We start from the raw sequence: 26,127 nt of genomic DNA on the forward strand, positions 1-26,127 counted from the left end.
CCCGGACTTCACCGGCCTGGTGCTCGGCGACCGGCCGGCGCCGGTGACGGTGGCCGCGGACGGTGGCGGGTGGCTGACCCCGGAGGGGATCACGGTGCGCGGCGCGTACGCCGCCGCCGACCTCGACGGCCTGGACCTGGCCACCATGCCGGGCCTGCCACCGTACCTGCGCGGGCCGTACCCGACGATGTACACCACCCAGCCGTGGACGATCCGGCAGTACGCCGGCTTCTCCACCGCGGAGGAGTCGAACGCGTTCTACCGCCGCAATCTCGCCGCCGGGCAGAAGGGCCTGTCCGTCGCCTTCGACCTGGCCACCCACCGCGGCTACGACTCGGACCACCCGCGGGTGGCCGGTGACGTCGGCATGGCCGGAGTCGCCATCGACTCCATCCTGGACATGCGGCAGCTGTTCGACGGCATCCCACTGGACCGGACCAGTGTGTCGATGACGATGAACGGCGCGGTGCTGCCGATCCTGGCCCTCTACATCGTGGCGGGGGAGGAGCAGGGCGTACCGCCGGAGAAGCTGGCCGGGACCATCCAGAACGACATCCTCAAGGAGTTCATGGTCCGCAACACCTACATCCACCCGCCCGGCCCGTCCATGCAGATCATCTCGGACGTGTTCGCCTACACCGCGGCGCGCATGCCGAAGTTCAACTCGATCTCCATCTCCGGCTACCACATGCAGGAGGCCGGTGCCACTGCCGACCTTGAACTGGCCTACACGCTGGCTGACGGGGTGGAATACCTGCGCGCCGGTCGCCGTGCCGGGCTGGAGGTGGACGCGTTCGCACCCCGCCTGTCGTTCTTCTGGGGCGTCGGCATGCCCTTCTTCATGGAGGTGGCGAAGCTGCGCGCCGCCCGGCTGCTGTGGGCCCGGCTGGTGGGCGGGTTCGGCGCCACCGATCCCCGGTCGCTGAGCCTGCGCGCGCACTGCCAGACGTCCGGTTGGTCGCTGACCGCGCAGGACGTGTTCAACAACGTGGTACGGACGTGCGTGGAGGCGATGGCCGCGACCCAGGGGCACACCCAGTCGCTGCACACCAACGCGCTGGACGAGGCGCTGGCGCTGCCCACCGAGTTCTCCGCCCGGATCGCCCGCAACACGCAGTTGCTGCTGCAACAGGAGTCCGGCACCGCCCGCGTCATCGACCCGTGGGGAGGCAGCGCGTACGTGGAGCGGCTCACCCACGACCTGGCCGCCCGGGCGGCGGAGCACCTGGCCGAGGTGGAGGCCGCCGGCGGCATGGCCGCGGCCATCGACGAGGGACTGCCCAAGCTGCGCATCGAGGAGGCGGCCGCCCGCGCCCAGGCCCGCATCGACTCGGGCCGGCAGCCGATCATCGGAGTGAACAGGTACCGGCCGGAGACCGAAGAGCAGATCGAGGTCCGCAAGGTCGACAACTCCGCGGTCCGCCGCCAGCAGATCGCACACCTCGCCACCCTGCGCGAGCAGCGTGACAACGCCTCCTGCACCGCCGCCCTGGCCGCTCTCACCGGCGCCGCCGGCCGGGCCGAGTCCGGCGCGCGTGGCCCGGGGCTCTCGGACAACCTGCTCGCCCGGGCGGTCGACGCCGCCCGCGCCGGCGCCACGGTCGGCGAGATGTCCGACGCGCTCGAGCGGGTGTACGGCCGGCACGTCGCGCGGATCCGTACCGTGTCCGGGGTGTACCGGTCGGAGGCCGGCGACACCGGCGCGGTCGACGCCGCAAGGGCCGCGACCGACGCGTTCGCGCGCGCCGAGGGTCGCCGCCCCCGCATCCTGATCGCCAAGGTCGGTCAGGACGGCCACGACCGGGGCCAGAAGGTGGTGGCCACCGCGTTCGCCGACCTCGGCTTCGACGTCGACATCGGACCGCTGTTCCAGACCCCGGCCGAGGTGGCCCGCCAGGCCGTCGACGCCGACGTGCACATCGTCGGGGTCAGCTCGCTCGCCGCCGGGCATCTCGCGCTGGTGCCCGAGCTGCGCCGTGAGCTTGTCGAACTGGGCGGACCGGACATCATGATCGTGGTGGGCGGGGTGATCCCGGCGGACGACCACGAGCCGCTGCGCGCGGCCGGCGCCGCGGCGATCTTCGTGCCCGGCACCGTGCTGGCCGAGGCGGCGATGACGCTGGTGGCGGACCTGGCGGCTCGGCTCGGCCACCGGACCGGCGACGTCGCGGGTGGCGATCTCCGGTGACCCGCCGCGCGGTGGACGCCGACGCGTACGCCGCCGGGGTGCTGGCCGGGCAGCGGGTCGCGGTGGCGCGCGCGATCACCCTCGTCGAGTCGGCGCGAGCGGCCGACCGCGACGCCGCCCGGCGGTTGCTCGAGCTGTTGTCCGCACGCCCCGGCCGCGCGCACCGGGTCGGCGTGACAGGTGTGCCCGGCGCGGGCAAGTCCACGTTCATCGACGCGCTCGGCGCCCACCTGACCGGCGCCGGGCACCGGGTCGCGGTGCTCGCTGTGGACCCGTCGTCGGAACGCACCGGCGGCAGCATCCTCGGTGACCGGACCCGGATGGCGCGGCTGGCCGCCGACCCGGCGGCCTACGTGCGGCCCACCCCGAGCGCCGGCGCCCTGGGCGGGGTCGCCCGCAGCACCCAGCACGCGATCGCCGTGGTGGAGGCGGCCGGGTACGACGTGGTGATCGTGGAGACCGTCGGCGTCGGCCAGGCCGAGACGCTCGTCGCCGACCTGGTGGACACCTTCCTGCTGCTGGCCGTGGCCGGCACCGGCGACGACATCCAGGGCATCAAGATGGGCGTCCTGGAACGCGCCGACGTGATCGCCGTCAACAAGGCCGACGGGCCGGGCGCCGACGCCGCCCGGCGCGCCGCGCGGGAGATCGCCGGGGCTCGCCGGCTGTTGCCGCATTCGGCCGGCCGGACCACTCCGCCGGTGTTGACCTGCAGCGCCCGCGACGGATCCGGCATCGCCGAGGTCTGGGAGCGGGTCCGCGGCCACCACGACGGCCTGGCCGCCTCCGGTGCGCTCGCCGGGCGCCGCCGGGAGCAGGCGGTGGCGCGCATGCGAACGGTGCTGCACGCCACCGTCCAGGATCTGGTCAGCACCCATCCGGTCCTGGCCGCGGCCAGCACGTCGCTGGAACGGGCGGTCCGGGCCGGTCAGCTCGGCCCGGCCGACGCCGCGGAACGGCTCGCCGCCCTGCTCGTACCCCCGGATCGCTTTCCCTCAACCCACGAAAGGCCACACCTGATGCCGTACCAGAACGACAACGCCCTGGGCCTGCGCGGCATCGACCATGTCGGTGTCGCGGTGGCGGACCTGGACCAGGCGATCGCCTATTACGCCGACGTCTTCGGCATGCGCTGCGTACACCGCGAGGAAAACCAGGAACAGGGGGTTCAGGAGGCAATGCTGGAGGTCGGCGGGCCGGGTGGCGCGCGCGTGCAGTTGCTGGCGCCGCTCTCCGAGCAGTCACCGATCGCGCGGTTCCTCGACCGGCGCGGCCCCGGCGTGCAGCAGGTGGCCTACGAGGTCGCCGACATCGAGGCGGCGAGCGAGTTGTTGCGGGAACGGGGAGCACAACTGCTGTACGAGGCCCCGCGGACGGGCACGGCCGGCTCCCTGGTCAACTTCGTGCACCCGCGCTCGGCGGGCGGCGTCCTGGTCGAGCTGGTGCAGCCACACCGTCCCGAGTAGCGACCGGTGGATTCCCCGCCCTACCGGATAACCACCCAAATGCGAGGTCGACGGCAAAAGCCGCAGATATGCATTCGTTGTATTGGGCAACAATTCCTGAGGTCCTCCGCGTGGACCGAATCAGAAGTTACCCAAGGGTTTTCCGATCTCGCGGATAGGATCTCCGGAGTACCCGATGCGGGGAACGTGCCGCAGAAAGCGGAGTGATTCGCGTCAAATTGGATTCGACATTCGAACCATGTGCTGCGGGGGGCCCGGAACATGTCACTGAGCGAACGTCGAGAGCAACTGCTGACGTTGGAGGATGCCTACCGGAGTTGCGTCCGCGGACACGGCCGGGTCGTCGTCGTCAGCGGCCCGCTGGCCGGCGGCAAGACCGCGCTGCTCCACGCTTTCGGGAAGACGGCGGTCGAGTCGGGCGCCCGCTACATCGAGGCGAACGCCTCGCGCACCGAGCGGCGGCTGCCGCTGGGCACGGTCGCCCAGTTGTTCCGTGCCACCCGCCAAGCCGGCGTCGAGGCGGCGGAGTCCGGCCGCATGCTCGACGACGGCGTACTGGCCGCGGTCCTGCACGACGGTGAGCCGGAGGCGCTCGAGGAGGCGCTCGCCCCGGTCCTGCGTGGACTCACCCAACGCCTGCTGGCGCTCGCCGAGCACGAACCGCTGGTGATCGGCATCGACGACGTCCAGTACGCCGACGTACCCTCGCTGCTCTTCCTGGCGCAGCTCGCGCGACGTGCCGAGACCGCCCGGGTGCTGGTCGTCGTCACCGAGGGGCTGCTGGTCCGGCCGGGCCATCCGCTGCTCGCGGCCGAGTTGAGCCGCCGTCCGGGATGCGTGTCGATAAGCGTCGGGCCGCTGTCCGCCGAGGGCGTGGCCGGTCTGCTCGGTGAACTGCTGGACGACGAGCGCGCCACCGTGCTCGCGCCGGCCTCGTACGCGCTGACCGGCGGCAATCCGCTGCTGGTCCGGGCCCTCGCCCACGACGTCCGCTTCGGCGCGCCCGGCGATCCGGCCGAGCCGGTTCCCGGCCGGGCCTTCGAACGGGCCGTGGTGTCCTGCCTGCACCGCGGCGACACCCTGATGCGGCGTACCGCGCAGTGCCTGGCGGTGCTCGGCGAGCCCGCGCCCGCGGAGCGGATCGGTCACATGCTCGACATGCCGGCCGACGTCGCCCGGCGCGCGCTCGCCGAACTCGAGCGCGCGGCGCTGCTGGACGCGTGCTGGTTCCGGCACCCGCGGGTCGCCGCGGCGGTGCTCGACGACATGGACCCGGCCGAACGCGCCGACGTCCACGAGCAGGCGGCGGCCGTACTGCGCCGCGAGGGAGCCCGGGCCGGGCACGTCGCCCGGCACATCGCCGCCACCGAGCGGATCGGCGCGCCCTGGATGGCGCCGGTGCTGCGCGAGGCGGCCGAGCACATCCTCACCGCCGGCGGCGACACCGAGGACGCGTTCGCCTACCTGCGGCTGGCGGCCGGCGCCGGGGACGAACGACACCGCGCGACCATCGCGTCGATGCTGTTGCGCGCGGCGTGGCGGATCGACCCCAACGGCGCGATCCGATACCTCGACGACGCGCTCTCGTACGCCCACCAGGGTCTGCTCGACGAATCCGACACCGTCGCCGTTGCCCGCTACCTGCTCTGGTACGGCCGTCTCGACGAGGCGCTGCGCCTGATGGCCGACCTCGACGGCCGGCACGCCGACCCGACCGGAGCCGACCCGACCCGGCAGGACACCCGCCAACTCCCGGCGTTCGCGTTCCCCGGGCACACCGACGCGCTGCGCGGTTGCGCGAGCGGATCGGCGATGCATCCGGCCGCGGCCTCGATGCGGCAGGTCCTCAAGTCACTGTGGACGGTGCTGGAGGACGGCCCGGACGGCTCGACGGTGCAGCTCGCCCTGCAACTGCTCCAGCGCAGCCACTGGGACGGCGCGATGATCGCCGGATCCACGATGACGCTCACCTCGCTGCTGCTCAGCGACCGGCTCGACATGGCCGCGGTCTGGTGTGACCGCCTGCTGGCCGCGGCCACCCCGGCGCGGGCGCAGACCTGGCGGGCGATCCTGACCGCGATCCGGGCCGAGGTCTCGCTGCGCCGGGGCGACCTGCGCGGCGCCGAGTCACAGGCCCGGGCCGCGCTGACGCTGCTGCCGCCGAGGAGCTGGGGCATCCTGGTCGGGGTGCCGCTGAGCACGCTGCTGCGGGCGGCGACCGAGGCCGCCGACTTCCGGCTCGCGGCGGGTCAGCTCAACATCCCGGTGCCGGCGGCGATGTTCGAGACGCCGCTCGGGCCGCACTATCTCTACGCGCGGGGCCTGTACCAGCTGGCCGGCGGGGATCCGGAGGCGGCACTTTCGGACATCGAGACCTGCGGCACGCTGCTGATCAGGTGGCAGCTCGACCTGCCGGCGCTGATCCCCTGGCGGACCGCTGTCGCCCGGGCCTACGCCGCCCAGGGCCGCACCGGCCAGGCGCGGGCCCTGGTGCAGGATCAGCTGGCCCGGCTGCGCCCCGGGCACCTGCGTACCCGCGGCATGTCGCTGCGGATCCTCGCCTCGGTCAGCGACGAGGCGATGCGACCGGCGCTCCTGAGCGAGGCGACAAGTCTGCTCAAGGCCGCCGGCGACCGGCTGGAGCTGGCCTACGCGTACGCCGATCTGAGCGTGGCCCTGGACCGCACCGGGGAGACCCGGCGGGCCGAGCTGGTGCGCCAGCTCGCCCAGCAACTCGGCATCGAGTGCGGGGTGCCGATGCTGCCGCAGCGGTCGCCGGCGTCCAGCCGGGCCCCGGAGGCCCATCCGGGCACGATGCTCAGCCGGGCCGAACGACGGGTCGCGGCGCTGGCCGCCCTCGGCCACAGCAACCGGGAGATCGCCGGTCAGCTGCACCTCACCGTCAGCACGGTCGAGCAGCACCTGACCCGGGTCTACCGCAAGCTGCGGGTGAGCCGCCGCACCGACCTGCCGCCGGGGCTGCACGTCCACGCCCATCCACGGCGAGTACGGAAGGAGAAGTGAGCGGTCAGCTCCGGGGCAGGATCTGCCGCGGCCCCGGCGGGCGCGAGCCCCGCCGGCCCCACTCGCGCGGATAACCGACCGAGACCTCGGTGTGCGGCACCCCGCCGTGCCAGGTGACACGCGGAATGTGCAGGTGGCCGTACACCACCGCGGCGGCCCGGTAGCGCAGGTGCCACTCCGCTGTCCGGTCGGTGCCGCACCACTGCGCGAACTCCGGGTAGTGCAGCACCCGGGTCGGCTCCCGGACCAGCGGGAAGTGATTGACAAGTACGGTCGGCAGGCCGGGGTCGCAGGCGGCGAGGCGGGCCTCGGTCTCCACGACCCGCCGGTGGCACCACGCGTCCCGGCTCGGGTACGGGTCCGGATGCAGCATGAACTCGTCGGTGCAGACCACGCCGGCGTCGTACGCCAGCTTCAGGCCCTCCTCCTTGGTCCGCGCGCCGGCCGGCCGGAAGCTGTAGTCGTAGAGCACGAACAGCGGTGCGACAGTGACCGGCCCGCCCGCCCCACGCCACACCGGGTAGGGGTCCTCGGGTGTGTGCACGCCCAGCCGCCGGCACACCGACACCAGGTGCCGGTAACGCTCCTCGCCGCGCAGCTGCACGGGATCGTCCTTCGTCGTCCACAGCTCGTGGTTGCCGGGCGCCCACACCACTGTCGCGAAGCGCTTGCTGAGGAGTTCGAGCGCCCACTCGACGTCGGCCGCCATCTCACCGATGTCACCGGCCACCAGCAGCCAGTCCGCGCTGGATTCGGGCCGCAGTTCGTCCGCGACGAACCGGCGATTGTCCGCATAGGACACGTGCAGGTCGCTGATCGCCAGCAACTTTCCGGGCGCTTCCACCCGGCCACCCTAGCCCGTCGCGGCGGTGCACTCTCATCGCCGTGTAGCCGTCCCGGCCGAGCTGAGTGCGGCGAGGCTCGGATGAGCCTGGATGCGGCTGGCCGCGCGGCGTCGTTCACAAACGGCCACAACCGATAGGGGGCTCGGGCCACTCCTAGTATTGCGGGGAGGCCGGGTTGCGGAGTGAACGAGAGTACGTCGAGTACGTGCAGGCACGCATGCCGTGGCTGCGGCGGCTGGCGTACCGACTGTGCGGACAGTGGTGGGCCGCTGACGACCTGGTGCAGGAGTGCCTCGTCGCGCTGTACCGGCATTGGCGAAAGGCGTCGGCAGCGGACTCGCTCGACGCCTACGTCCGGGCGATGCTGGTCCATGCCTACCTGGCCGAGCGGGAGCGGTCCTGGAGCCGGCGGGTCCGGCTCGTGGCCGACGTGGTCGGGCCCTCGACAGTGCCGCTGTCCGGCGCCGAACACCACGTCGACCTGCTGGCCGCGCTCACGAAGCTGTCCCGCGGGCAGCGCGCGGTGCTGGTCCTGCGGTACTGGGAGGACCTGGACGTCGGTCAGACGGCGGCGGTGCTGGGCTGCTCGACCGGGACCGTCAAGAGCCAGACCTCGTATGCCATCGCGGCGCTGCGCCGCCTGCTGCCGAACTACGTGCCGGGAGGCTCGGACATCCCATGAGAGAACTCTTCGCCACCCTGCCGGATGATCCTCCGCCGTTGCCACCCGGCTACCTGGACGCCGTGCTCACCCGGGGCCGCCGCTCGGTTCGGCGCCAGCGGATCGGCATCGCGGCGGTAGGGATGGTCGTGGTGCTCCTCCTGGCCGTCCTGGTCGTGCCCGGCGTTCAGCTTCCCCTCCAGACAGCAGCCCCGTCGACGAAGCCAAGCCTGCCGGACCGCTTCGCCGGGTACTCGATGCTCACCAGCACCGTCACGTCGGGTCCACCCGGCCGGGCGATCGCTCTGTACGGCTACGGCAACGGCGAGGCGTTCAACATGTTCCAGTCACTTGTCGTCGGGGCCCACCGGGACACGTACCGGCGCGTCGACGCCATGGAGCAGCGGGACCGACCGTCGGCGCTGCTCGCCCCGGACGGCACCCGCGTACTGACCGGCGACGAACGTGGCGCGACCGGCGACCTGGTCCTCGTCGACCTGACCACCGGCAGGCGCCGGTCGATCCCGCTCGGCGACCCGGTCGGGGTACGGCTGCTCGCCTGGTCCCCCGACGGTCGCCACGTCGCATACAGCGCCGCGCCCCTCACCGGCTCCGGCGAGTTCGGCACCGTCAACGTCGTCGAGGCCGAGGTGGCCCGCATCGGCACGCTGCGGCTGCTCGACCTGTCGACCGGACGCAGCACCGAGGTGCCGGCGATCAAACCGGCCTGGACGGCGTCGTTCGCCCCGGACAGCCGCCGGCTCGCCGTACAGGTCGGCCAGGCGGCCCACCTGATCGACATCGACGGCCACGAGTACGGCAGCGTCCAGATCACGGCCGGACGCGAGCTGGCCGCCAACGTCGCCTGGTCGCCGGACGGCAGGTTCCTCGCCACCGTGCCATGGCTCTACGACGGGCCGTTCAACGGCACCACCGGCGGCGACACCGGCCATGGCACCTTCCTGTGGAAGGTCGGCAACGTCGAGTTCCTGCCTCTCACGGGCGCCGACACACCACCGGCACCGGTCACGGATGTCGTGCAACTGCTCGGCTGGCGCTCTGCGGGCAGTGTGGTCGTCGCGGCCACCAACGACGCCGGTCACGCGTCATTGGCGGAGGTGCGACTCGACTCCGGCAACCGCCGGACGATGTCCCGCTTCGACACTGGCCACAGCTGCGAACTGGGCACCCAGCCCTGCCAGCTGTTCGACCTGCACCTCGCCACCGGTCTGCTGCCCGACCTGACCGTCCGGACCGCCGGCCGCCCGCGGCGGGGCCAATGGCCGACGCCCGTGAACGCCGTCCTCGGCGTCGTCGTCCTCGGGGTCGCCCTCCTGCTGTGGCGCCGGAGACGTGCGCGGACGCGTTCCCAACGGCCGGGAGGGGACTCGCCTCGGGCCTAGGATCTGTGTCAAAGCCCCTGGCCGGCCTGCGGCGGGCCCAGACGACGACCGGCGGAGACCCGGCCGAGCCGGCACCGGGGCGGCAGGCCGCCCCACCGGGACCCGTCATGCCGGGTCCCCGGCCCGCAGGCGTGGCCACCGCTGCTCGGTCCAGGCCCGCAACAGCCACTCCATCGGGCCGTACCGGAACCGGGCCATCCACACCGCGCTGAGGGCGACCTGCACACCGTAGATCGCCACCGCGATGAGGACGACGCCCAGGGGCGCGACGGTACCGGCGAGTCCCAGCCCGACACCGGTGAAGACCAGCACGCAGAGCAGCGACTGACCCAGGTAGTTCGACAGGGACATCCGACCCGCCGGGGCGAGCACGGCGACGACCCGGCGCCCCCGGTCGGTCTGGAAGAACTGGAGCAGGCTGGCGGCGTACGCGGCCGCGAGCAGCGGCGCGGTGAGCACACCCGCCGTCAGGCCGGTCAGGTTGGCGGTGCCGCCGCCCGATGCGAAGATCACCCCACCGGCCAGGCCGACCGGGTAGCCCACCTGCTGTACCCGACGCAGGAGCTGCCGGTTCCCGGCGACGTTGGTGAGGAGCCGCCGCCGTCCGGCCGCGTAACCGAAGAGGAAGGCCGAGAGGGCGAGCGGCCCCTGCACGAGGAGGGCGCCGAACATCGCCGGCAGCTGACGTACGTGCTCGGCGATCACGGAGCCCAGCCCGCCCTGTAGTGCCTCGGTGGACCGCTGCCCCGCCGCGAGTGCGGTCGCCGGATCGGTCACCAACTGGGTCCCGGCCGTGGCGGCGAGCGCGAGGACGAAGCCGATCCCACAGGTCACCAGCACGGCGGTGCGCAGCGCGGTCCCGACGCTGACTCGCCGCATGGCGAGCAGGACCAGGCCGAGCAACGCGTACGTGGTCAGGATGTCGCCCTGGAACAGCAGCACCGCGTGCAGGATGCCGAGCACGAAGAGCCCGGCCAGCCGGCGCCGGAACCGTGGGGCGAAGTCGACGCCGCGCCGCGCGGCGGAGTCGAGCTGGAGCGTGAAGCTGTAGCCGAACAGAAAGGAGAAGAGCAGGTACGCCTTCATCGCGAGGAACATCTCGACCAGAAACCGGACCGAGTGGTCGCTCCACGAGTCGTGCGTGGGATCCGGAATGAGCTGGAAGGAATAGCCGGAGGCGAAGTAGGCGATGTTGACGATCAGGATGAATAGCAGCGCCACGGCGCGCAGGGCGTCGACGTCGACAATCCGGGAGAGCGTCCCGGGCGCTCGATACTCGACGGTCGGGTCTTCGATGGAAGGATTCACGTGACTACCTCCGGAACGGACAGGAGCAGTGTGAGACAACTCTCCTGTGACCCTAGGAAGTGGCCTGTCCGGATGACATCCAGTGAGCGGGAAGGTCGCCGGTGGGGTAGGCCCTACCCCGGCTCCCGGCCAGCATTGGGCGTCGGTCAGTCGACGCCTTCGACGATGCGGAAGTCACGTTCGACGCCGTCGGAGAGGGCGACCAGCGCCTCCTGGTAGGCCGCACTCTCGTATGTCGCGACGGCCTTTTCGAAGCTGTCGAACTCGACCAGGACGGTACGTTCGGCGATCCCGGCGTCGTAGGCGGCGACTCGGCCGCCACGGACGAGGGTCTGCCCGCCCCCGGCCCTGGCTGCCGGACCGGCCAGCTTGTTGTAGGCAACCAGCTTCTCCGGGTCGGAAATGGTGCGGTAGACGCTGACCCAGTAGCCCTTGGGCATGGAACCTCCAGTGTGGGGATGAGTGCATCTGACTTACGGTTCTCCGGCTCCGGATTGTATTCGCGCGGCGAGAGGATGGTCGTTCGGTTAGGTGTGCGTAACGCGACGCAGCTCGGTGTCTGTTCGCGAGGGATTGTCGGTGACACGTATCCGTTGGCCGTGGTGCGCCATCCGTCAGGTCGATCCCGGGGGAGGTCATCCACGCTAACCTCTGGGCATGAGTGGGCCGGCGTGGCTGGAGTTCGCCGATCACCTTGGCTCCATCGTCGGGGCGGCAGCAGGCGTACTCAGCGTGGTCCTCGTCCTTCTGCACGCCCGGACGGCGTCACCCAGGCGCAGCGCGGTCGCCGCACCGTCACGCTGGCTGTGGGTCAGCGTTGTCTGCGGGCTGCTCGCGCTCCTCGTCGCCGCGCTCCACTTCCTCGGGGGTAGGACGTTCGGGCTCGTGGTGCCGATGTCCGTGGCAGCGCTGGCCCTCGGGGCTGCCTCCACGGCGATGCATCTCGTCGACCGCCGCCGGCCACTGCTCGCCGATCAGCATCCGCTGCGTGCGCTGCTGACCGCGCAGTGGGAGGACGCGGCGACGCACAGGTACCAGTTCTTCTCCGGCCACGCACCGGCCCTGCCGAAGATCTACGTCGAGCAGCGGGCCATGACGCCGGCCGACCTCACCGGCGAGGCGCAGCCCGCGGTGCTGACCGTTCCGCAGCTGCTGGACCGCCCCGACAACGCCCTGGTCGTGGCCGAGCCGGGCATGGGTAAGTCCACGATGGTGGCTCTCATCCAGCACCTGCAGTCGCGGTGGTGGCTCGACGCCAAGCGCGGCACCCGGCTCAGCCGTGCGCCGTTCGGGCCGGTCGTGCCGGTCGCGGTGCCGGCCACCGCTCTGGTCGACAGCCGCCTTCCCGACGCCTTGGCGAGGGCCCACCGGCAGGGGAGCCGGCTCGACGTCGACGCCGTGAACTTCACGGTGCCCCCGCTGCCCGGCACCCGGTGGTTGATCCTCATCGACGGGGTCGACGAGGTGCTGAGCGGCAACGACCGCTCGGACGTGGTCATTCGAATCGCGGGCTGGTTGCACCAGTCAGATCCGGCGCAACGGTTCCTGGTGGCCACCCGTCCGCTGCTCTTCGGCGAGTTGGCCGAGGTCAAGGGCCGTTCCGTGGCGGAGTTCGCGCTGCGCCGATTCGATTCCACCGACCTGGAGACGTTTGCCGAGAGGTGGTTCGCGGCGCGGACCGAGAGCGGTGACGGCGCTGCCGCCGCGCAGCGGTATCTCCGTGCGATCGCGGCGGCCCGGCTTGGCGCCGTCGTCGAGGTGCCGCTCCTGGCCACCATCGCGGCGCTGGTCTTCGAGCATGATCAGCAACGACCGCTACCGAGTAGTCGCACCGAACTGTACGCGGAGTTCGTCCGTCATCTGCTCGCTGGCAGGCCGGCGGCCGTCGAACAGCGCGACCGGATCCGCTTCGAATTCGAGCGCTACGGCGATCCCGGCCGGCAGTTCTGGACCTGGCTCGACAGGCAGCTGAAGAACCTGGTCGAGCACCTCGCTGACGCGCAGTTGACCAACGACACGCTGTCGCTTGTCGAACAGGCCCGTACCTGGGTGCGTGACCACGCGTCGCCGGACACGCTCGACGCGGTCCCCGACTGGGACCGGCACGTCCGCGCGATGCTGACCAGCACGTCCGTGCTCGTCGAACGAGGCTCGGGCCTCGCCTTCACCCACCGCAGTCTGGCGGAGTTCCTCGCTGCCGGTGAGCGGGCGAGGCACTTCGACGAAGCCGCGTGGCTGGCTGACGTGCGGGCCCCCAACCGGCGCAACCTGGCGTTGTTCGTGCTCGGTCGTCGACAGTACGTACCGGCGGACCCACTCGTCGAGACGCTCCTGAACAGTCAGGACACCGACGTCGCCATCGCCGGCGAGATCCTCGCCGAGGGCATCGACGTCGCCGGGCCACTGCGTCGCCGGGTCATCGATGCCCTGCTCGCCCAGCTCGCGGCCGAGGATCCGACCGCACCCGAGGCGCTGCGGGTGCTGATCGCGCTCTGCCGTGACGAGGATGTCGTCGCCGCGCTGCGTGCGATCGTCGCGGACGTCGCGGCGCGGCCCTGGGTGCGGTTGCTGGTCGCGGACGCACTCGACGAGGCAGCCGTGACCTCGGGCAGCGTCCAGTCGCTCGTCGCGGACCCGTCGTTGCCCGGCAGTGTCCGCCACTGGGTGCAGCGGGCCGCGCCGGAGCGGGCCGGTGCTCGTTCCACCGACGCCGAGGCGGCCTCGGCGCCGAGCCATCTCCAGGCGTTCGCGTACCGCCGAGCCCTCACCGAAGGCCACAGCGAGCCGGGATACCGGCTGGCGGTCGCGCTCGAACTCGCCGATGCGGGCGACCCGTCGGGAACCACGGCGCTGCGCGGCTGCTGCGTCGACAGTGCCCTGCGGGTCGACCTGCGGTTACAGGCGGCCCGTGCGCTGCTTCGGGTCGCCGCCGCCGATCAGCTCGATTGGTTGCGCGGGCTGTCCGCCGACGAAAACCGTGAACTCGATTCGCGGGCGGCGGCGGTGACGGCGCTGCTCGAACTCGACGACAACGACGCCGAGCCCCTGGTCCGTCAGCTGCTCGCGATGGACGACACGCTCGCCAGCCGGTTGCCGGCCATGCGCATCGCGCTCGACCCGGCAGCCAGGCCCGGCCGGAGCGGTCGCGACCGTATCGAAGAGGGACTGTTCCGCGTCGGCGGCAGAAGCCTGGTGGACGGCGGCGCCTCCCGGTCCGGGGAGGCGACGGGATCCGGGCAGATCATTACCTTCTACTCGTACAAGGGCGGCACCGGCCGGACGATGGCACTGGCGAACGTCGCCTGGATCCTCGCGAGCAACGGCTACCGCGTCGCCGTGCTCGACTGGGATCTGGAGTCGCCAAGCCTGCACCGGTACTACCGACCGTTCCTACCCGATCAGGCGCTGAGGACGTCGCCTGGCCTGATCGACATGCTTCGCACGTTCGCCGCGACAAGGATGGAGACAGCTGACGACCTCGCCGCGGTGGCGGAGGCGTCGGCCGACGTCAGTTCCTACGCCCTCAGGCTCGGCTGGGCCTTTCCGGACAACGGCCTGATCGACCTCATCCCACCCGGGCGGCAGGACGCCGCGTACTCGAGATCCGTGGCCACGTTCGACTGGAGCTCCTTCTACGAACGGCTCAACGGGTACGCCCTCTTCGAGGCCCTCAGGGCGCACCTGCGCCGCAGCTACGACTTCGTGCTGATCGACAGCCGAACGGGCCTGGGTGACTTTGCCGGTATCGCCACCGTCCAGCTCCCCGACGCGGTGGTCAACTGCTTCACGATCAGCGAGACGAGCGTCGAGGGCGCTGTCGCCGTCGCCCGGTCGATCAGCCAGCAACGGCCAGGTGATCCGGTGCGGATGTTCCCGGTGCCGATGCGCGTCGAGGACGGCGAGCGGGCGAAGGCCGAGGCCGGCCGTGTCTACGCCCGAGCGCGATTCGACCCGATGCTCACGTCGTCGGGCCGCGCCGACCTCGACCGATACTGGGCCGAGATGGAAATTCCCTACAAGCCGTTCTACGCCTACGAGGAGATCCTGGCGGCCTTCGGCGACGTGCCCGGGGTGAGAAGCTCGCTGCTCGCGGCGTACGAGCGGCTCACCAGCGAGATAACCGGCACCCGTCTGAAGCTTCCGCCCATGGATGACCGGGATCGCCTCCGCTGGCTGGCCGACTTCACCCGCTACCCGACGCGATCCGCATCGATGGCATTGACGATCAGCTACGCGGCGTCAGACCGGATGTGGGCCGAGTGGATACGCGCCGAGTTGGAGTCGGCAGGTCAGCCCAGCACCCTGTTCGAGGTCCGCGACTGGAGGGCGGCGATGAATGACGCCGACCGGATGGTGGTGGTGTTGACACGCGACTACCTGGACGCCCCGGAAGCTGCCGATGTCGGGCGCGTCGGAGGCGAGCGACCGCCGCACGGGCCCGCCCCGTATCTGCTGCCGATCCGGGTCGGCGCGGTCCGACCACCGCGCGCCTTCGCCGCCATTCCCTCCATCGACCTGGTCGGCATGTCCGAGGGCCCGGCACGTGAGGCGCTGTTCGCCGCACTGCAACCGCCGAACCCGGTTCGTCGCGTCCCGGGAGCCCTGCCCCGAATGCCCACCGTTGCGCCGGAGGTATGGCAGGTACCGCCGCGCAACCTCGAATTCGTCGGCCGAGGCACGATTCTGGAGGCGCTGTACGAACGATTGGCCGAGCACGGCACCGCGGTGGTCCAGGGCATGGCCGGCACCGGCAAGACCGAGCTGGCGAAGGAGTACGCCCACCGCTTCGCCTCCGCGTACCGGCTCGTCTGGTGGGTGTCGACCGACGATTCCCGATCCATCCCGGCTCAGCTCGCGCAGCTCGAAGCGGCGCTCGGCCTCACGGGCAACCTTCTGGATCACCTCGGGCGGACTGACCACTGGCTCGTCGTATTCGACAACGTGGACGACCCGGAGACCCTGCGACAGTTCCTGCCCCGTGGCCCTGGCAGCGTGCTGATCACCTCGCGCAGCGCGGCCTGGCGGGACGAAACCGACGTCCTGGACCTCGCCGGATTCGACCGGGCCGAGTCCGTCACACTGATCACGCGCCAAGTGCCTGGCCTCGCGCCGAGCGACGCCGCGACGATCGCCGAACGCCTCGGCGACCATCCGCTTGCGGTGAGCCTTGCCGGGTCGTTGCTCGCCACCACGGCCACGCCGGTGCCGGAGTTTCTGGAGCGCCTCGACAGCATGCCGACCCGCCACGGGGTCTCGTCCACGTTGGGGCTGACGGCTCAGCGTCTTCGTGCGCAGCGGCCGGCCGCCTACCGACTGTTGGAACTCATCGCCTGCTTCGAGCAGGAGACGATTCCCATTCGCGCGCTGTCGTCGCCGGTGTTCCTGGACGAACTCGACAGGTACGAACCCGACCTCGAAGGCTCCACCGCGGCGTTGATTCGCGACATCGCCCGGCTCGGCCTGGTGCGGATCGACACCGACGCCGCCACGGTCAGCACGCATGATCTCGTGCGGCGCGTCATCCAGGAGATGATGCCCGACGAGCAGCTTGCCGCCACCCGAGCCATCGTCGGACGGCTGTCCGCCGAAGGCGCGCGGGAGGACCGCCCCGACCTGTCCGGCGACTTCCAGCGCGCCGTGGAGGTGGCGCGCGACACGTGGGAGAAGCGCCTGTCGACCGGCGGCGTCAACGATCCGCAGACCCTTGCGGCCAGCCACGACCTGGCCGTCGCTCTGCTGCTCCTCGGCGAGCACACCGAGGCGACCGAGAGGGACTGGGACACTTACGGCCGCAGACTGCGTAGCCTCGGTCCGCGGCACGCGGCGACACTGCTGAGCGAGGACAGCTACGGTCGCGACCTGCGCGAGCTCGGCGACTACGACGGCTCGCGCAGCCAGTTGGCCCGGACCCTGGAGATCGCCAGCAGCGAGTTCGGCACCGACCATCCGCTGAGCCTGCGCGTCGCCAGGAACCTCGCGCTGAGCCTGCGGCGTCTGGGAGACCTCGAACAGGCCCACCTCCTGGTCACACACGCGCACGACCGCTGGGCGGCGACACTGGGTCGGCAACACCCCGAGACTGCCGCCTGCGCGGCGGAACTGGCCTGCATCTGCTCTGCCCTGGGCGACAGCCACCAGGCGGAGTGGCAGGCCACCGCCGCGGTCGCGGCGTACCGCAACACGTACGGGAAGGACCATCCGCTCACGCAGGTGGTCGCGAACACGCTGGGTGTCGTCCTGATCGGTGCCGGGGACCGCACGGGTGCCCGCGGGGTGTTGGAGGAGTGCGTGGGGCGCCTCCGCGAACGGCTCGACGAGCGCCATCCGTACGTGTTGGCCGCCGGCCTGAACTACGCCGCCACCCTGGATGACAGCGACCAGGCGAGACGCCTCGATGAACAGGCCCATGCCCTGCTGGCCGCCCGCTACGGCCCGCACCACCCGCTGACCACAGCGGCCGCGACCAATGCCGCGCGTGCAGCGGATGACCGGGCGAGACTCACTGTCGACCTCGAACCACTTGTCATCGGCAGAGCAACGGCTCCCTGGACCGATCTGGACGGTCGTCGTCGCGGATGATCTACCTTCCGTGCCGGTTGGATACCCGTGCGGAACGCCCCGGGTGGCGACCGGGCCGATGACGGCTCCGGCGTCGCCGCGATGCCGGTACCGGGTCTGGATGACCCCGCCGGCCGGCCGCGCCACAGTCTTGACAGCGCCGTGGTACCGCCAAATAATTCAGCCGTTGAACAAATTTGGCCGGTGATCGACAACCCCGGGAGGAACGGTGCCGCTCGTCGCCGGGGTCGACTCGTCGACCCAGTCGTGCAAGGTCGTCATCCGCGACGCCGAGACCGGGGAGTTGGTGCGCGAGGGCCGCGCACCGCACCCGCACGGCACCGCTGTGCCGCCGGCCGCCTGGGAGGCCGCGCTGTCCGACGCGCTCGCACAGGCTGGCGGTCTGGACGACGTGGCGGCCCTTTCGGTAGCCGGGCAGCAGCAGGGCATGGTGTGCCTGGACGCCGAAGGCGCCGTGGTTCGGGACGCGTTGCTGTGGAACGACACCCGCTCGGCCGGCGCCGCCACCGACCTGATCTCGGATCTCGGCGGGGGCGAGGCCGGGCGGCGAGCCTGGGCGGAGGCGGTCGGCCTGGTACCGGTGGCCAGCTTCACCGTCAGCAAACTGCGCTGGCTGGCCTCGGTCGAGCCCGAGAACGCCGCCCGTACGGCTGCGGTGTGTCTGCCGCACGACTGGCTGACCTGGCGTCTGGCCGGCGCGCCGGGGCTGGATGCGCTGTGCACCGACCGCAGCGACGCCAGCGGGACCGGGTACTGGTCGGCCGCGGCCGGTGCGTACCGGTCGGACCTGATCCGGTTGGCGTTCGGTCGCGATGGCCTGCTGCTGCCGCGGGTGCTCGGGCCGACCGGCCGGGCCGGTCACCTGCGCACCGGCGCGCCGCTGGGTCCCGGCGCAGGCGACTGCGCCGCGGCGGCGCTGGGCGTCGGCGCCGAGTCGGGCGACGTCATCGTGTCGATCGGCACCTCCGGCATCGTGTCCACCGTTTCTGATGTGCCGGCCGCCGACGCGAGCGGGATCGTGGCCGGGTTCGCCGACACCACCGGCCGTTTCCTTCCGGTGGTGTGCACGCTCAACGCCGCCCGGGTGCTGGACGCGGCCGCGACCATGCTGCGGGTGGACCACGCGGCGCTGTCCACGCTGGCGCTGTCCGCCCCGCCGGGCGCCGACGGGCTGGTCCTGGTGCCCTACCTGGAGGGCGAGCGCACACCCAACCGCCCGCACGCCACCGGAGCCGTACACGGCCTGACCCTGCGGACCTCGACCCCCGCGCACCTGGCACGTGCGGCGGTGGAGGGCATTCTGTGCGCACTCGCCGACGGGCTGGACGCGATGATCGCGCAGGGCACGACGGTCAACCGGATCATCCTGGTCGGCGGCGGCGCCCGCTCGGAGGCGGTCCGCCGGATCGCGCCCACGGTCTTCGGCTGCCCCGTGCTCGTCCCCCCACTGGGGGAGTACGTCGCGGACGGTGCCGCGCGCCAGGCGGCTTGGGCGCTGTCCGGCGACCAGCGGCCGCCGGCGTGGACGATCGGGCAGGTCGAGGTGTACGACGCGGACGCCGTGCCGGCAGTCCGCGAACGGTACGCCGCCGCCCGCGCGAACGTCTCCGACCGCGCTGACTGACGGCGCGTTCGCCGCGGTCGAGGCTGGTGGGTGGGAGTTCGTCGGCTCAATGATCCGGTGTGGGAGGCGGGGTGGTCAGCGGGGTAGGTCGTCCGGCACCGGCAGGTCCAGCGCCCCGAGAAACCGTGCCGTCCTGACCTCGACGAAGACGTCGGCGTCGTCCAGGTCGTCGTCATCGTCGTCGAGATCGATGTCTGCCGGGTCGAGATCCTCGGCGAGGTGGGCGGCCACTTCGTCTTCCTTCGCGCCGCGCTCGGTGGCGCTGGCCCCGCCACGCTGCTGCGCCCACCAGAAGCTCAGACCGGCAGCCACGGCTCCGCAGGGGGCGGCTGTTCGCCGGGCTCCGGCGTCGTCCACCGGCCCGCACTGAGGAGGTAGGTGCCGAAGAATCCCACGACTGATCTCCTCTGCCGGCCGCGGCGGCTCCTCGGCCCCGAGCACGCCGATCATCGCACGGTGGTGACAACGCCATCGGGGACGGCCGCATCCGTGCGGCCGTCCCCGGCGGTATCGCGGCTGCGCAGGGGTTGCCCGCGGCTCAGCCGTTTACCGTCGCGCCGCCAGCGGCCGGCTGGACCCGCTCGAACCGCACCCGGCTCAGCCACCCCGGGAGGTCACTGAGCACGTACAACTCGCCGTGCACGTCGGGGGCGATCGCGGTCGGCTGGATGGGGAAGTTGCCGATCGTGGCGGACTCGTAGCCGCCGGTGGACTTGGGGCGCACGGCGAAGGCGAGCGTCGAGCAGTAGTCGCTCGCGACGTAGGTCCCCCACGCCTCCGGGGTTTCGGACCCTCGGTACACCACGCCGCCGGTCACCGAGCAGTTCTCCGTGAGGTAGTGCTCGTACTCGAAGACCGGGTCGGTCAGCCGCACGCCCGGGCGGCACTGCGTCTGGTCGAAGACGGGGGTGCCCTCCCGGCAGGACCAGCCGAGGTTCGCCCCACGCTGCGACGGGCGGATGTGGTTGATCTCCTCGACCAGGCCCTGGCCGACATCACCGATCCACAGTGAGCCGTCGACCGGGTCGACGGAGAACCGCCACGGGTTGCGCAGCCCGTAGACCCAGATCTCCGGCCGCGCGCCCGGCGTGCGCACGAACGGGTTGTCGGAGGGTACGCAGTAGCGCTTCCCCCCGCAGTTGCGGTTGACGTCGATCCGCAGGATCTTGCCGAGCAGGGTGCCGAGGTTCTGACCGCTCTTGAACGGGTCGTTCGCGTGGCCGCCGTCGCCGAGGGACCAGTAGAGGTAGCCGTCGCGGCCGAACGCTACCTGTCCGCCGTTGTGGTTGCCGTACTCCGCGTGCTCCTGGGTGAGCAGGACCTGCAACCGCTCGGGAGCGCTGATGGGCACCCGCGCCAGGGTCAACGCGCCGGCCGGCAGGCTCGTGTAGGCCACGTAGAGGATCCCGTTCCGCGCGAAACTCGGCGAGGGCGTGATGCCGAGAAGCCCACGCTCGTTGTCCGAGGTGTCGATCCGGGCGCTCAGGTCGAGCACCGGCTCGGCCGCCAGGCCGGTGTCGGGGTGGTAGGCGCGGACGGTGCCGTTCTTCTCCGCGATCAGCATCCGGCCGTCGGGCAGCCCGGTGAGCGCGATGGGACGCTGCAGACCGTAGGCCACCTGTTCGGATGTCACGGTCAGTTCGGTGAGTGGAGCGGCGCGGGTATGGGATGGCCCGGCCGCGGCGGCACCGGCCACCGGCGACGGTGGCAGGAGAGACACAGACAGGGCCAGAGCGAGCAGCCCGGCCAGAACGGAGGCCGGGCGATAACGCCGTCGCGACATGTGTGGGCTCCTCAAGCAGGTGGAATGGTGGTGGCAATCTGGGAGCGTTCCCAAGATACATCGACTCCCACGAATGGCAAACCTGCCGCGTCGCTGCCTCCGGTCGGCGGGGGAGCTGCTCGTCTGGGTGGTCGTGCTGCTTGCGGCACCGACAGCACGGCTCCCGGCGGTCTGTCCCTGACCGTCTCGCGGCCGGCCACGCTCGGTCGATGATCAATTGGTGGAGTTACCCCTGCTGGCGTCGAGAGCGGCCCGCGCTGATGCTCGTCGATGTTGCCAGAACGGATCCAAACGTGTTGGAATGGCTCACATCGCCGCAGCGCGGGGGCAACCGCGCTGAGAACGGCCAGCACGGGAGCATCGCAGTGTCGGCAGCGCGCCGCCTTGGCAGGCGCTCGCCTGCCGCATCGCCGGGCCATCTCCATGGCCGCGGGCATGTCCCGGGTAGGCAGCCCTGGCCGCCGTACGCACCCCTCGGCCGGCGGCCACGCGCTCGACGTCTGACCTGCCGGGGACGTCCGATCCGGTCTGCCAACCACCAGTACCGGCGACGAGGTGAGAAGCAGTCATGATTTCCCGAGAGAGTTTCGCGGGTTGGTACCGAAACCGCTTCGTGTGGGTGGCGGTGATTCTGCTGGTGGTGTCGGTCGGAGCGGTCGTACTGCTCAACCGGGCCGACCCGGCGTCGGAGCCGGCGGATCTGCAGGGGCAGATCACGGCCCGGATGCGTACCACGCTCGAACAGGCGGACCCCGGGCAGCACAACCATGCCGGACACGGTGCCCAGCAGGCGGCCGCCGCGGAGGTGAAGCCGCAGGTGATCTGTGGGGTCCGCGTCTACGGCTACGAGCCGGCCGAGGTGACCGCGCTCGCCGATGTGCGGACGGTGTACGGCTTCCACCTCTGCGGGGTCGCCGAGCAGAAGCGCCCCTGGGACGTGGCGGTCAAGCTGGCCGGCCCGGTGATCATGGACATGTCCACCGACCCCCCAGGCATCCAGGTGGTCGAGGCGACCGCCGACGTCAGGTTCGTCGACCGGCTGCGGGAGATGTTCCCGGACAAGTACGAGGAGTTGGCGCTCAGGGAGGCGCTGACCGAGTCGGAGATGGCCGACCAGCGCCGTCGGTACGACGCCGCAGCCGGGATGTGACCACGCCGGGCCGCCGGGCGTCGCCGTCGTGTCCGGTGAAGCCAGAGGCTGGACAGCTCGCGCACCGGACCCTGCGGTAGGTGTGGACCGTCCGCGTGCCGCGGTGGACGCCGTTGCGGCGATCCGGTCACCTCGATCCACATCAGACCGTAAATAGATCAGTATTGATATCTAAGCTCATAGATGTAACAGTTGGTTTGGGAGCGTTCCCATTGTGATCTCTAGTACCGAAGAGCGGAGGATGAACAGTGCGTTCACACACGTCCGATCTATCCGGCGGGCGAACCCGGTCAACCGTCCGCCGACCCCTCCAGGTGGTCGTCCTGCTGGTCGCCATGGTGATCGGCACGCTGCCCTTCACCGGGGCGGCCCAGGCCCACGGCACCATCATCAACCCGGCGAGTCGTGCCTATCAGTGTTGGAAGACCTGGGGCAGTCAGCACATGAACCCGGCCATGCAGCAGCAGGACCCCATGTGCTGGCAGGCGTTCCAGGCCAACCCCGACACCATGTGGAACTGGATGAGTCAGCTGCGGGACGGCCTCGCCGGTCAGTTCCAGGCTCGCACCCCGGACGGGCAACTGTGCAGCAACGGCCTGACCAGGAACAACAGCGTGAACCAGCCCGGTGCGTGGAAGCGGACGAACGTCAGCCGCAACCTCACGGTTCAGCTGTACGACCAGGCCAGCCACGGCGCTGACTACTTCCAGGTCTACGTCACCAAGCAGGGGTTCAACCCCGCCACCCAGCAACTCGGGTGGGGCAACCTCGACCTGCTCACGACGACCGGGCGCTACGCGCCGGCGCAGAACATCTCGTTCAACGTCTCGCTCCCGTCACGCAGTGGGAACCACATCCTCTTCGTGATCTGGAGGGCGTCGCACCTGGACCAGACCTACATGTGGTGCAGCGACATCAACGTCACCTGATCGGCAAGACCGCGAGCTGTGACACCAATCCGGCCCAGGGCGTTGGCGCCCTGGGCCGGACTGCGGCCGTCTCCCGCACCATTGGGGCGCTACCGGCTGAGGGCGGCCACCGTCGAAGAGACCGCCGCTTCGAACACCGCCTCGTCCGGCGGCTCCGCGATGGCGGTCAGTTGCACCACCACGAGGTTGTGACCGAGCCGGACCAGGCTGTACAGGGTCGTACCGGTGATCTTGCTCGAGCCGCTGCCGCTCGCGAGGTCGTACCGTACCCGCCAGGACTCCTCTCCCACCTGGGGCGTCGGCTGGGCGCTCACGGTGAACCGCACAGGTGAGCCACCGGGGGTGGTGGCGGTGAACCGGGTGCAGGCGGCGCGGGCGGCCTCGGCCTCGTCGATAAGAGTGTCGGGCACGGGGTGGGCGTACGAGGTGACGATCACGATGACTGTCGACCCGCTGATGCTGCTCGGCGACTTCCTGGTGGCGAAGCCGCGAATCTCGTCGACCCGTTTGTCCGGCTTGATCCGGCGCAGAAAGTCGTCAGTGGCCAACTGCCGGCAGGCCGCCGGCTTGACGACGCTTCGGGATTCACCGGTGTCCTGCTGCTGCGGCTCCGGCTTCCAGAACGCCGGCAGTTTCGCCCGGACCGCGCTGGCGGCGGCGCCCGCCTCCGCGACGGTGAGCACCCGGCCCGGATCCGCACCGGCCGGCGTACCCGGCGAGGCGTTGGCGCTCGGAGCGACGGTGGTCGGTGACGGCACCCCCACGACCGCCGGGGCGGTGGTCGCCGGCGCCGCGGTGGGCAGCAGCACCGGCCCACCGGGCAGGCCGACGAGCGCCGCGGCCCCGACCAGGAGCGCCGCCGTGACCGGAGCGAGCACCTGCCACACCCGTGCTCGCGTGCCATCCCGGCGGGCCGGCTGTCCGATCGGGCCGGGTCGTTGGCCGAACCGTCCGGCGAGAGCGGAGAGCCCGATCAGGATGGGCGTCGTGAGCACCGCGAGGTAGAACCACCAGATCACCGGCACACCGACATAGAGCCGGAGCAGTGTCGCGTCCACGGTACGACCGGAGACGACCTGGTGCACGAACTGCGCGGTGCCGGTCAGTGCCGCGACGCCCGCCCCGGCGACGAGGGCCCTCCCCACACCGGGGTCACCGCGTCCGACGGCGAGCACCACGAGTGCCGCCCACCCGGCCAGGGTGCAGATCCATCCTCGTTGCTGGAGGAGGGCGACCGCGGCGTCCAGCGTGGCCGGTGGATGCGTGAGCGCCTGTGCCGACGCGAGGCTCGCACCGATCAGCCCGGTCACCGCCACGACGGACAGGACGGCGCGGGTGGCGAGGCGACGCCAGCCGATCAGGGCCACGACCGCCGTCGGCAGGGCCAGGCCCAACCACGGCCACGGCGCGTCGGGCAGCGCGTAGACCAGCCAGGTGTGTATCGAAACCGGCCATTCCAGGCCGGGGGCGAGCCTCGGCAACGGCCAGCAGATCGCCGTGACGGTCGCGGCGGCCGCCAGGTAGGTGAGCCCTCGCCGGAGGCGGGTGAACCGGTCCGGGCCCCGGCGGGCCGCCAACCCGGCCAGCACGGTGCAGGCGGTGCCGGCGACCATGCCGGCGAGTGCGGACAGGATCGCGCCCCACAGGCTGACGCCCAGGCTGTTGGTGCCGGTGGGGAACGACGTGCCGGCGCTGGCCGTTCCGGTGGGGAAGACGAATCCGCCCACGGCGAGGCCGGCGGCGGCCGCGACGATCGGGAGCCAACGCCGCGACGGCGCACCGGTGAGCGCCCGGCGGTGCAGCGCGGGGGTCAGCCCGAACCCGAGCAGCACACCGACCAGAGCGGCCGACAGCACGGAGAGGTCCCGGTCGAAGGCCAACGTGAGTGCCGCCGGGGCAGCCGCCCCCGCGACGATCGCCGACACCGCCCCGGTCACCGCGGCCTGCAGCGGGCCATCCACCGACACCCGCTGCCCGGCACGCAGCGCGGCGGCCCGCCGCTGCGGCGTCGGGTGCCGGGCGAACAGTCGGCGCAGCCACCCGGGGTGCTGCGGTCGGGTCGCGGCGGCGGCCTCCAGCAGCCGGACCAGCGCGGTGGCGTCACCGCTCCGGCTGACCTGCTGATCCGCCTCGTGTTCGCGCAGTCGCAGCACCAGTGCCCGCAGGAGGGCGCTCACCAGCACCAGCACCAGCGCCCGGATGGCCGTGACGACCGTGATATCGGGCAGCCCCACCGCGCGGATCTCGGAGACACTGGCCACCGCCACCGCCGGCACGACCAGCCACAGCAGACCACGCACGGCGGAGACCCACCGGACGTCCCGACCTTGCACGTGCGCCAACTCGTGCTGCACGACCGGGTCGAAGCGCGCCGGATCCCGGTAGGCCACCGCCACCGCGGCCGGCAGCACCACGAGTGGTCGGCCGCCGGGCCGGACGGTGGTGAACGCCTGCCGCACCGACGGCCCTGCCACGAACAGTGCGGGCCGGTGCCGGCCGTGCAGGCCCTGCCGATCGCAGAGCTCGGCAAACCGCTGCTCGGCACCGGCGACGGGGCTCGCGAGTCGGTGGCGGCGCAGCCGCCACCGATCCACCACCGGGGTCAGTGCGACGATCAGGGCCAGCCCGACCAGCACCAGGACGCCACCGGTGAGCATCACCAACCCCTGCACCCGGGCCGGGTCGGACATGCAGGTCAGGAACTGCATCGTCCGGGTGGCATCGAACTCGGCGGGTTTGCTCAGGTCGACGTCGTAGGCCCTGATGCAGCGAAGCGCCGCCTCCCGGTAGGGCTGCGCCAGGGGACGGTTGCCGTGGAAGAACATGCTGCCCACCACGACACCGACGGCACCCACCAACCCGACGACCTGCAGATAGAGCCAGAGCAGGGGGGTTGGCGGCCCGGCAGGCCCCCGGGTCACCGGATCAGCGGGCGGCTGCCCGTCGGCGCGGGTCACTCCGCTGTGGAAACGCGGTCGTGCGGGCGGCGCCCGCCGCGCCACCAACCGGCACCGGCCGCGCTCGCCTCGGCCGGGAGAACGTCGCCCAGACCCGACCTGACGGCCTGCGGAGCGAGCCGGGGCACCCCAGCACGGGCGGCGGCCTCGACGAGGTCGGGCATCCGCGTGTACGTGTCGACCATGCCACCCCTCCAGAGAGTAGGCATC

16 protein-coding genes and 1 pseudogene are annotated in these 26,127 nt (G+C 71.5%); 10 read left to right on the plus strand and 7 right to left on the minus strand.

Features of this window, described 5'->3' with window-relative positions; genetic code table 11:
* The first annotated feature begins 49 nt into the window (after nucleotides 1–49).
* From scpA to AB0B57_RS04030, 4 genes and pseudogenes are all read left to right on the plus strand, one after another.
* Nucleotides 50–2,188, plus strand: coding sequence for a methylmalonyl-CoA mutase (gene scpA, locus AB0B57_RS04015; protein WP_357064977.1), 2,139 nt, complete (start codon nucleotides 50–52; stop codon nucleotides 2,186–2,188).
* 11 nt (nucleotides 2,189–2,199) lie between these two features.
* Nucleotides 2,200–3,147: pseudogene (meaB, locus tag AB0B57_RS04020) on the plus strand (methylmalonyl Co-A mutase-associated GTPase MeaB); the annotation flags it as partial.
* A gap of 60 nt (nucleotides 3,148–3,207) precedes the next feature.
* Nucleotides 3,208–3,654: a methylmalonyl-CoA epimerase gene (gene mce, locus AB0B57_RS04025; RefSeq protein ID WP_357064979.1), complete on the plus strand. Its 447-nt coding sequence runs from the start codon at nucleotides 3,208–3,210 to the stop codon at nucleotides 3,652–3,654.
* A 261-nt stretch (nucleotides 3,655–3,915) separates the two neighbouring features.
* Nucleotides 3,916–6,678 (plus strand): AAA family ATPase, encoded by a 2,763-nt coding sequence (locus tag AB0B57_RS04030; RefSeq protein ID WP_357064916.1) that lies wholly within the window; start codon nucleotides 3,916–3,918, stop codon nucleotides 6,676–6,678.
* Nucleotides 6,679–6,682: 4 nt separating this feature from the next.
* Here the strand turns inward: AB0B57_RS04030 and AB0B57_RS04035 are convergent, their stop codons facing one another.
* Nucleotides 6,683–7,522 carry a metallophosphoesterase gene (locus AB0B57_RS04035; protein WP_357064917.1) on the minus strand — a complete coding sequence of 280 codons (840 nt, stop codon included), beginning with the start codon at nucleotides 7,520–7,522 and terminating at the stop codon, nucleotides 6,683–6,685.
* Between the two features lie 176 nt (nucleotides 7,523–7,698).
* Here AB0B57_RS04035 and AB0B57_RS04040 point away from each other — a divergent pair, with 176 nt between their 5' ends.
* Together AB0B57_RS04040 and AB0B57_RS04045 are read left to right on the plus strand one after the other, a co-directional pair.
* On the plus strand, nucleotides 7,699–8,205 hold the full coding sequence (locus AB0B57_RS04040; RefSeq protein ID WP_357064919.1) for a SigE family RNA polymerase sigma factor: 507 nt from the start codon (nucleotides 7,699–7,701) through the stop codon (nucleotides 8,203–8,205).
* A complete protein-coding gene (locus AB0B57_RS04045) occupies nucleotides 8,202–9,587 on the plus strand; it encodes a hypothetical protein (protein WP_357064920.1) in 1,386 nt (461 codons plus the stop codon). The genes AB0B57_RS04040 and AB0B57_RS04045 overlap by 4 nt, the downstream gene beginning before the upstream one ends.
* A gap of 105 nt (nucleotides 9,588–9,692) precedes the next feature.
* On the opposite strand, the gene AB0B57_RS04050 is transcribed toward AB0B57_RS04045, so the two are convergent.
* The gene (locus tag AB0B57_RS04050) at nucleotides 9,693–10,895 is read right to left on the minus strand and encodes a DUF418 domain-containing protein (protein WP_357064922.1); all 1,203 of its coding nucleotides are present in this window, start codon (nucleotides 10,893–10,895) and stop codon (nucleotides 9,693–9,695) included.
* Between the two features lie 146 nt (nucleotides 10,896–11,041).
* Nucleotides 11,042–11,335: a DUF1330 domain-containing protein gene (locus tag AB0B57_RS04055; RefSeq protein WP_357064924.1), complete on the minus strand. Its 294-nt coding sequence runs from the start codon at nucleotides 11,333–11,335 to the stop codon at nucleotides 11,042–11,044.
* Between the two features lie 217 nt (nucleotides 11,336–11,552).
* Between AB0B57_RS04055 and fxsT the strand changes: the two genes are divergently transcribed.
* Both fxsT and AB0B57_RS04065 read left to right on the plus strand, forming a co-directional pair.
* Nucleotides 11,553–17,474 carry an FxSxx-COOH system tetratricopeptide repeat protein gene (gene fxsT, locus AB0B57_RS04060; protein ID WP_357064925.1) on the plus strand — a complete coding sequence of 1,974 codons (5,922 nt, stop codon included), beginning with the start codon at nucleotides 11,553–11,555 and terminating at the stop codon, nucleotides 17,472–17,474.
* Nucleotides 17,475–17,682: 208 nt separating this feature from the next.
* Nucleotides 17,683–19,098, plus strand: coding sequence for an FGGY-family carbohydrate kinase (locus AB0B57_RS04065; protein ID WP_357064927.1), 1,416 nt, complete (start codon nucleotides 17,683–17,685; stop codon nucleotides 19,096–19,098).
* 75 nt (nucleotides 19,099–19,173) lie between these two features.
* Here the strand turns inward: AB0B57_RS04065 and AB0B57_RS04070 are convergent, their stop codons facing one another.
* Together AB0B57_RS04070 and AB0B57_RS04075 are read right to left on the minus strand one after the other, a co-directional pair.
* Nucleotides 19,174–19,410, minus strand: a complete 237-nt coding sequence (locus AB0B57_RS04070; RefSeq protein WP_357064929.1) for a hypothetical protein — start codon at nucleotides 19,408–19,410, stop codon at nucleotides 19,174–19,176.
* A 226-nt stretch (nucleotides 19,411–19,636) separates the two neighbouring features.
* Nucleotides 19,637–20,881 carry a PQQ-dependent sugar dehydrogenase gene (locus AB0B57_RS04075; protein ID WP_357064930.1) on the minus strand — a complete coding sequence of 415 codons (1,245 nt, stop codon included), beginning with the start codon at nucleotides 20,879–20,881 and terminating at the stop codon, nucleotides 19,637–19,639.
* Nucleotides 20,882–21,449: 568 nt separating this feature from the next.
* On the opposite strand from AB0B57_RS04075, the gene AB0B57_RS04080 reads away from it, so the two are divergent.
* Nucleotides 21,450–22,031, plus strand: coding sequence for a hypothetical protein (locus AB0B57_RS04080; RefSeq protein WP_357064932.1), 582 nt, complete (start codon nucleotides 21,450–21,452; stop codon nucleotides 22,029–22,031).
* A gap of 248 nt (nucleotides 22,032–22,279) precedes the next feature.
* Nucleotides 22,280–22,960 (plus strand): lytic polysaccharide monooxygenase, encoded by a 681-nt coding sequence (locus AB0B57_RS04085; RefSeq protein ID WP_357064934.1) that lies wholly within the window; start codon nucleotides 22,280–22,282, stop codon nucleotides 22,958–22,960.
* A gap of 89 nt (nucleotides 22,961–23,049) precedes the next feature.
* Here the strand turns inward: AB0B57_RS04085 and AB0B57_RS04090 are convergent, their stop codons facing one another.
* Together AB0B57_RS04090 and AB0B57_RS04095 are read right to left on the minus strand one after the other, a co-directional pair.
* On the minus strand, nucleotides 23,050–25,881 hold the full coding sequence (locus tag AB0B57_RS04090) for a M48 family metalloprotease (RefSeq protein ID WP_357064936.1): 2,832 nt from the start codon (nucleotides 25,879–25,881) through the stop codon (nucleotides 23,050–23,052).
* A 32-nt stretch (nucleotides 25,882–25,913) separates the two neighbouring features.
* On the minus strand, nucleotides 25,914–26,102 hold the full coding sequence (locus AB0B57_RS04095; RefSeq protein ID WP_357064938.1) for a hypothetical protein: 189 nt from the start codon (nucleotides 26,100–26,102) through the stop codon (nucleotides 25,914–25,916).
* Between the last annotated feature and the right edge of the window lie 25 nt (nucleotides 26,103–26,127).

It is taken from the genome of Micromonospora sp. NPDC049101, from assembly GCF_040648675.1.
Lineage (GTDB): Bacteria > Actinomycetota > Actinomycetes > Mycobacteriales > Micromonosporaceae > Micromonospora.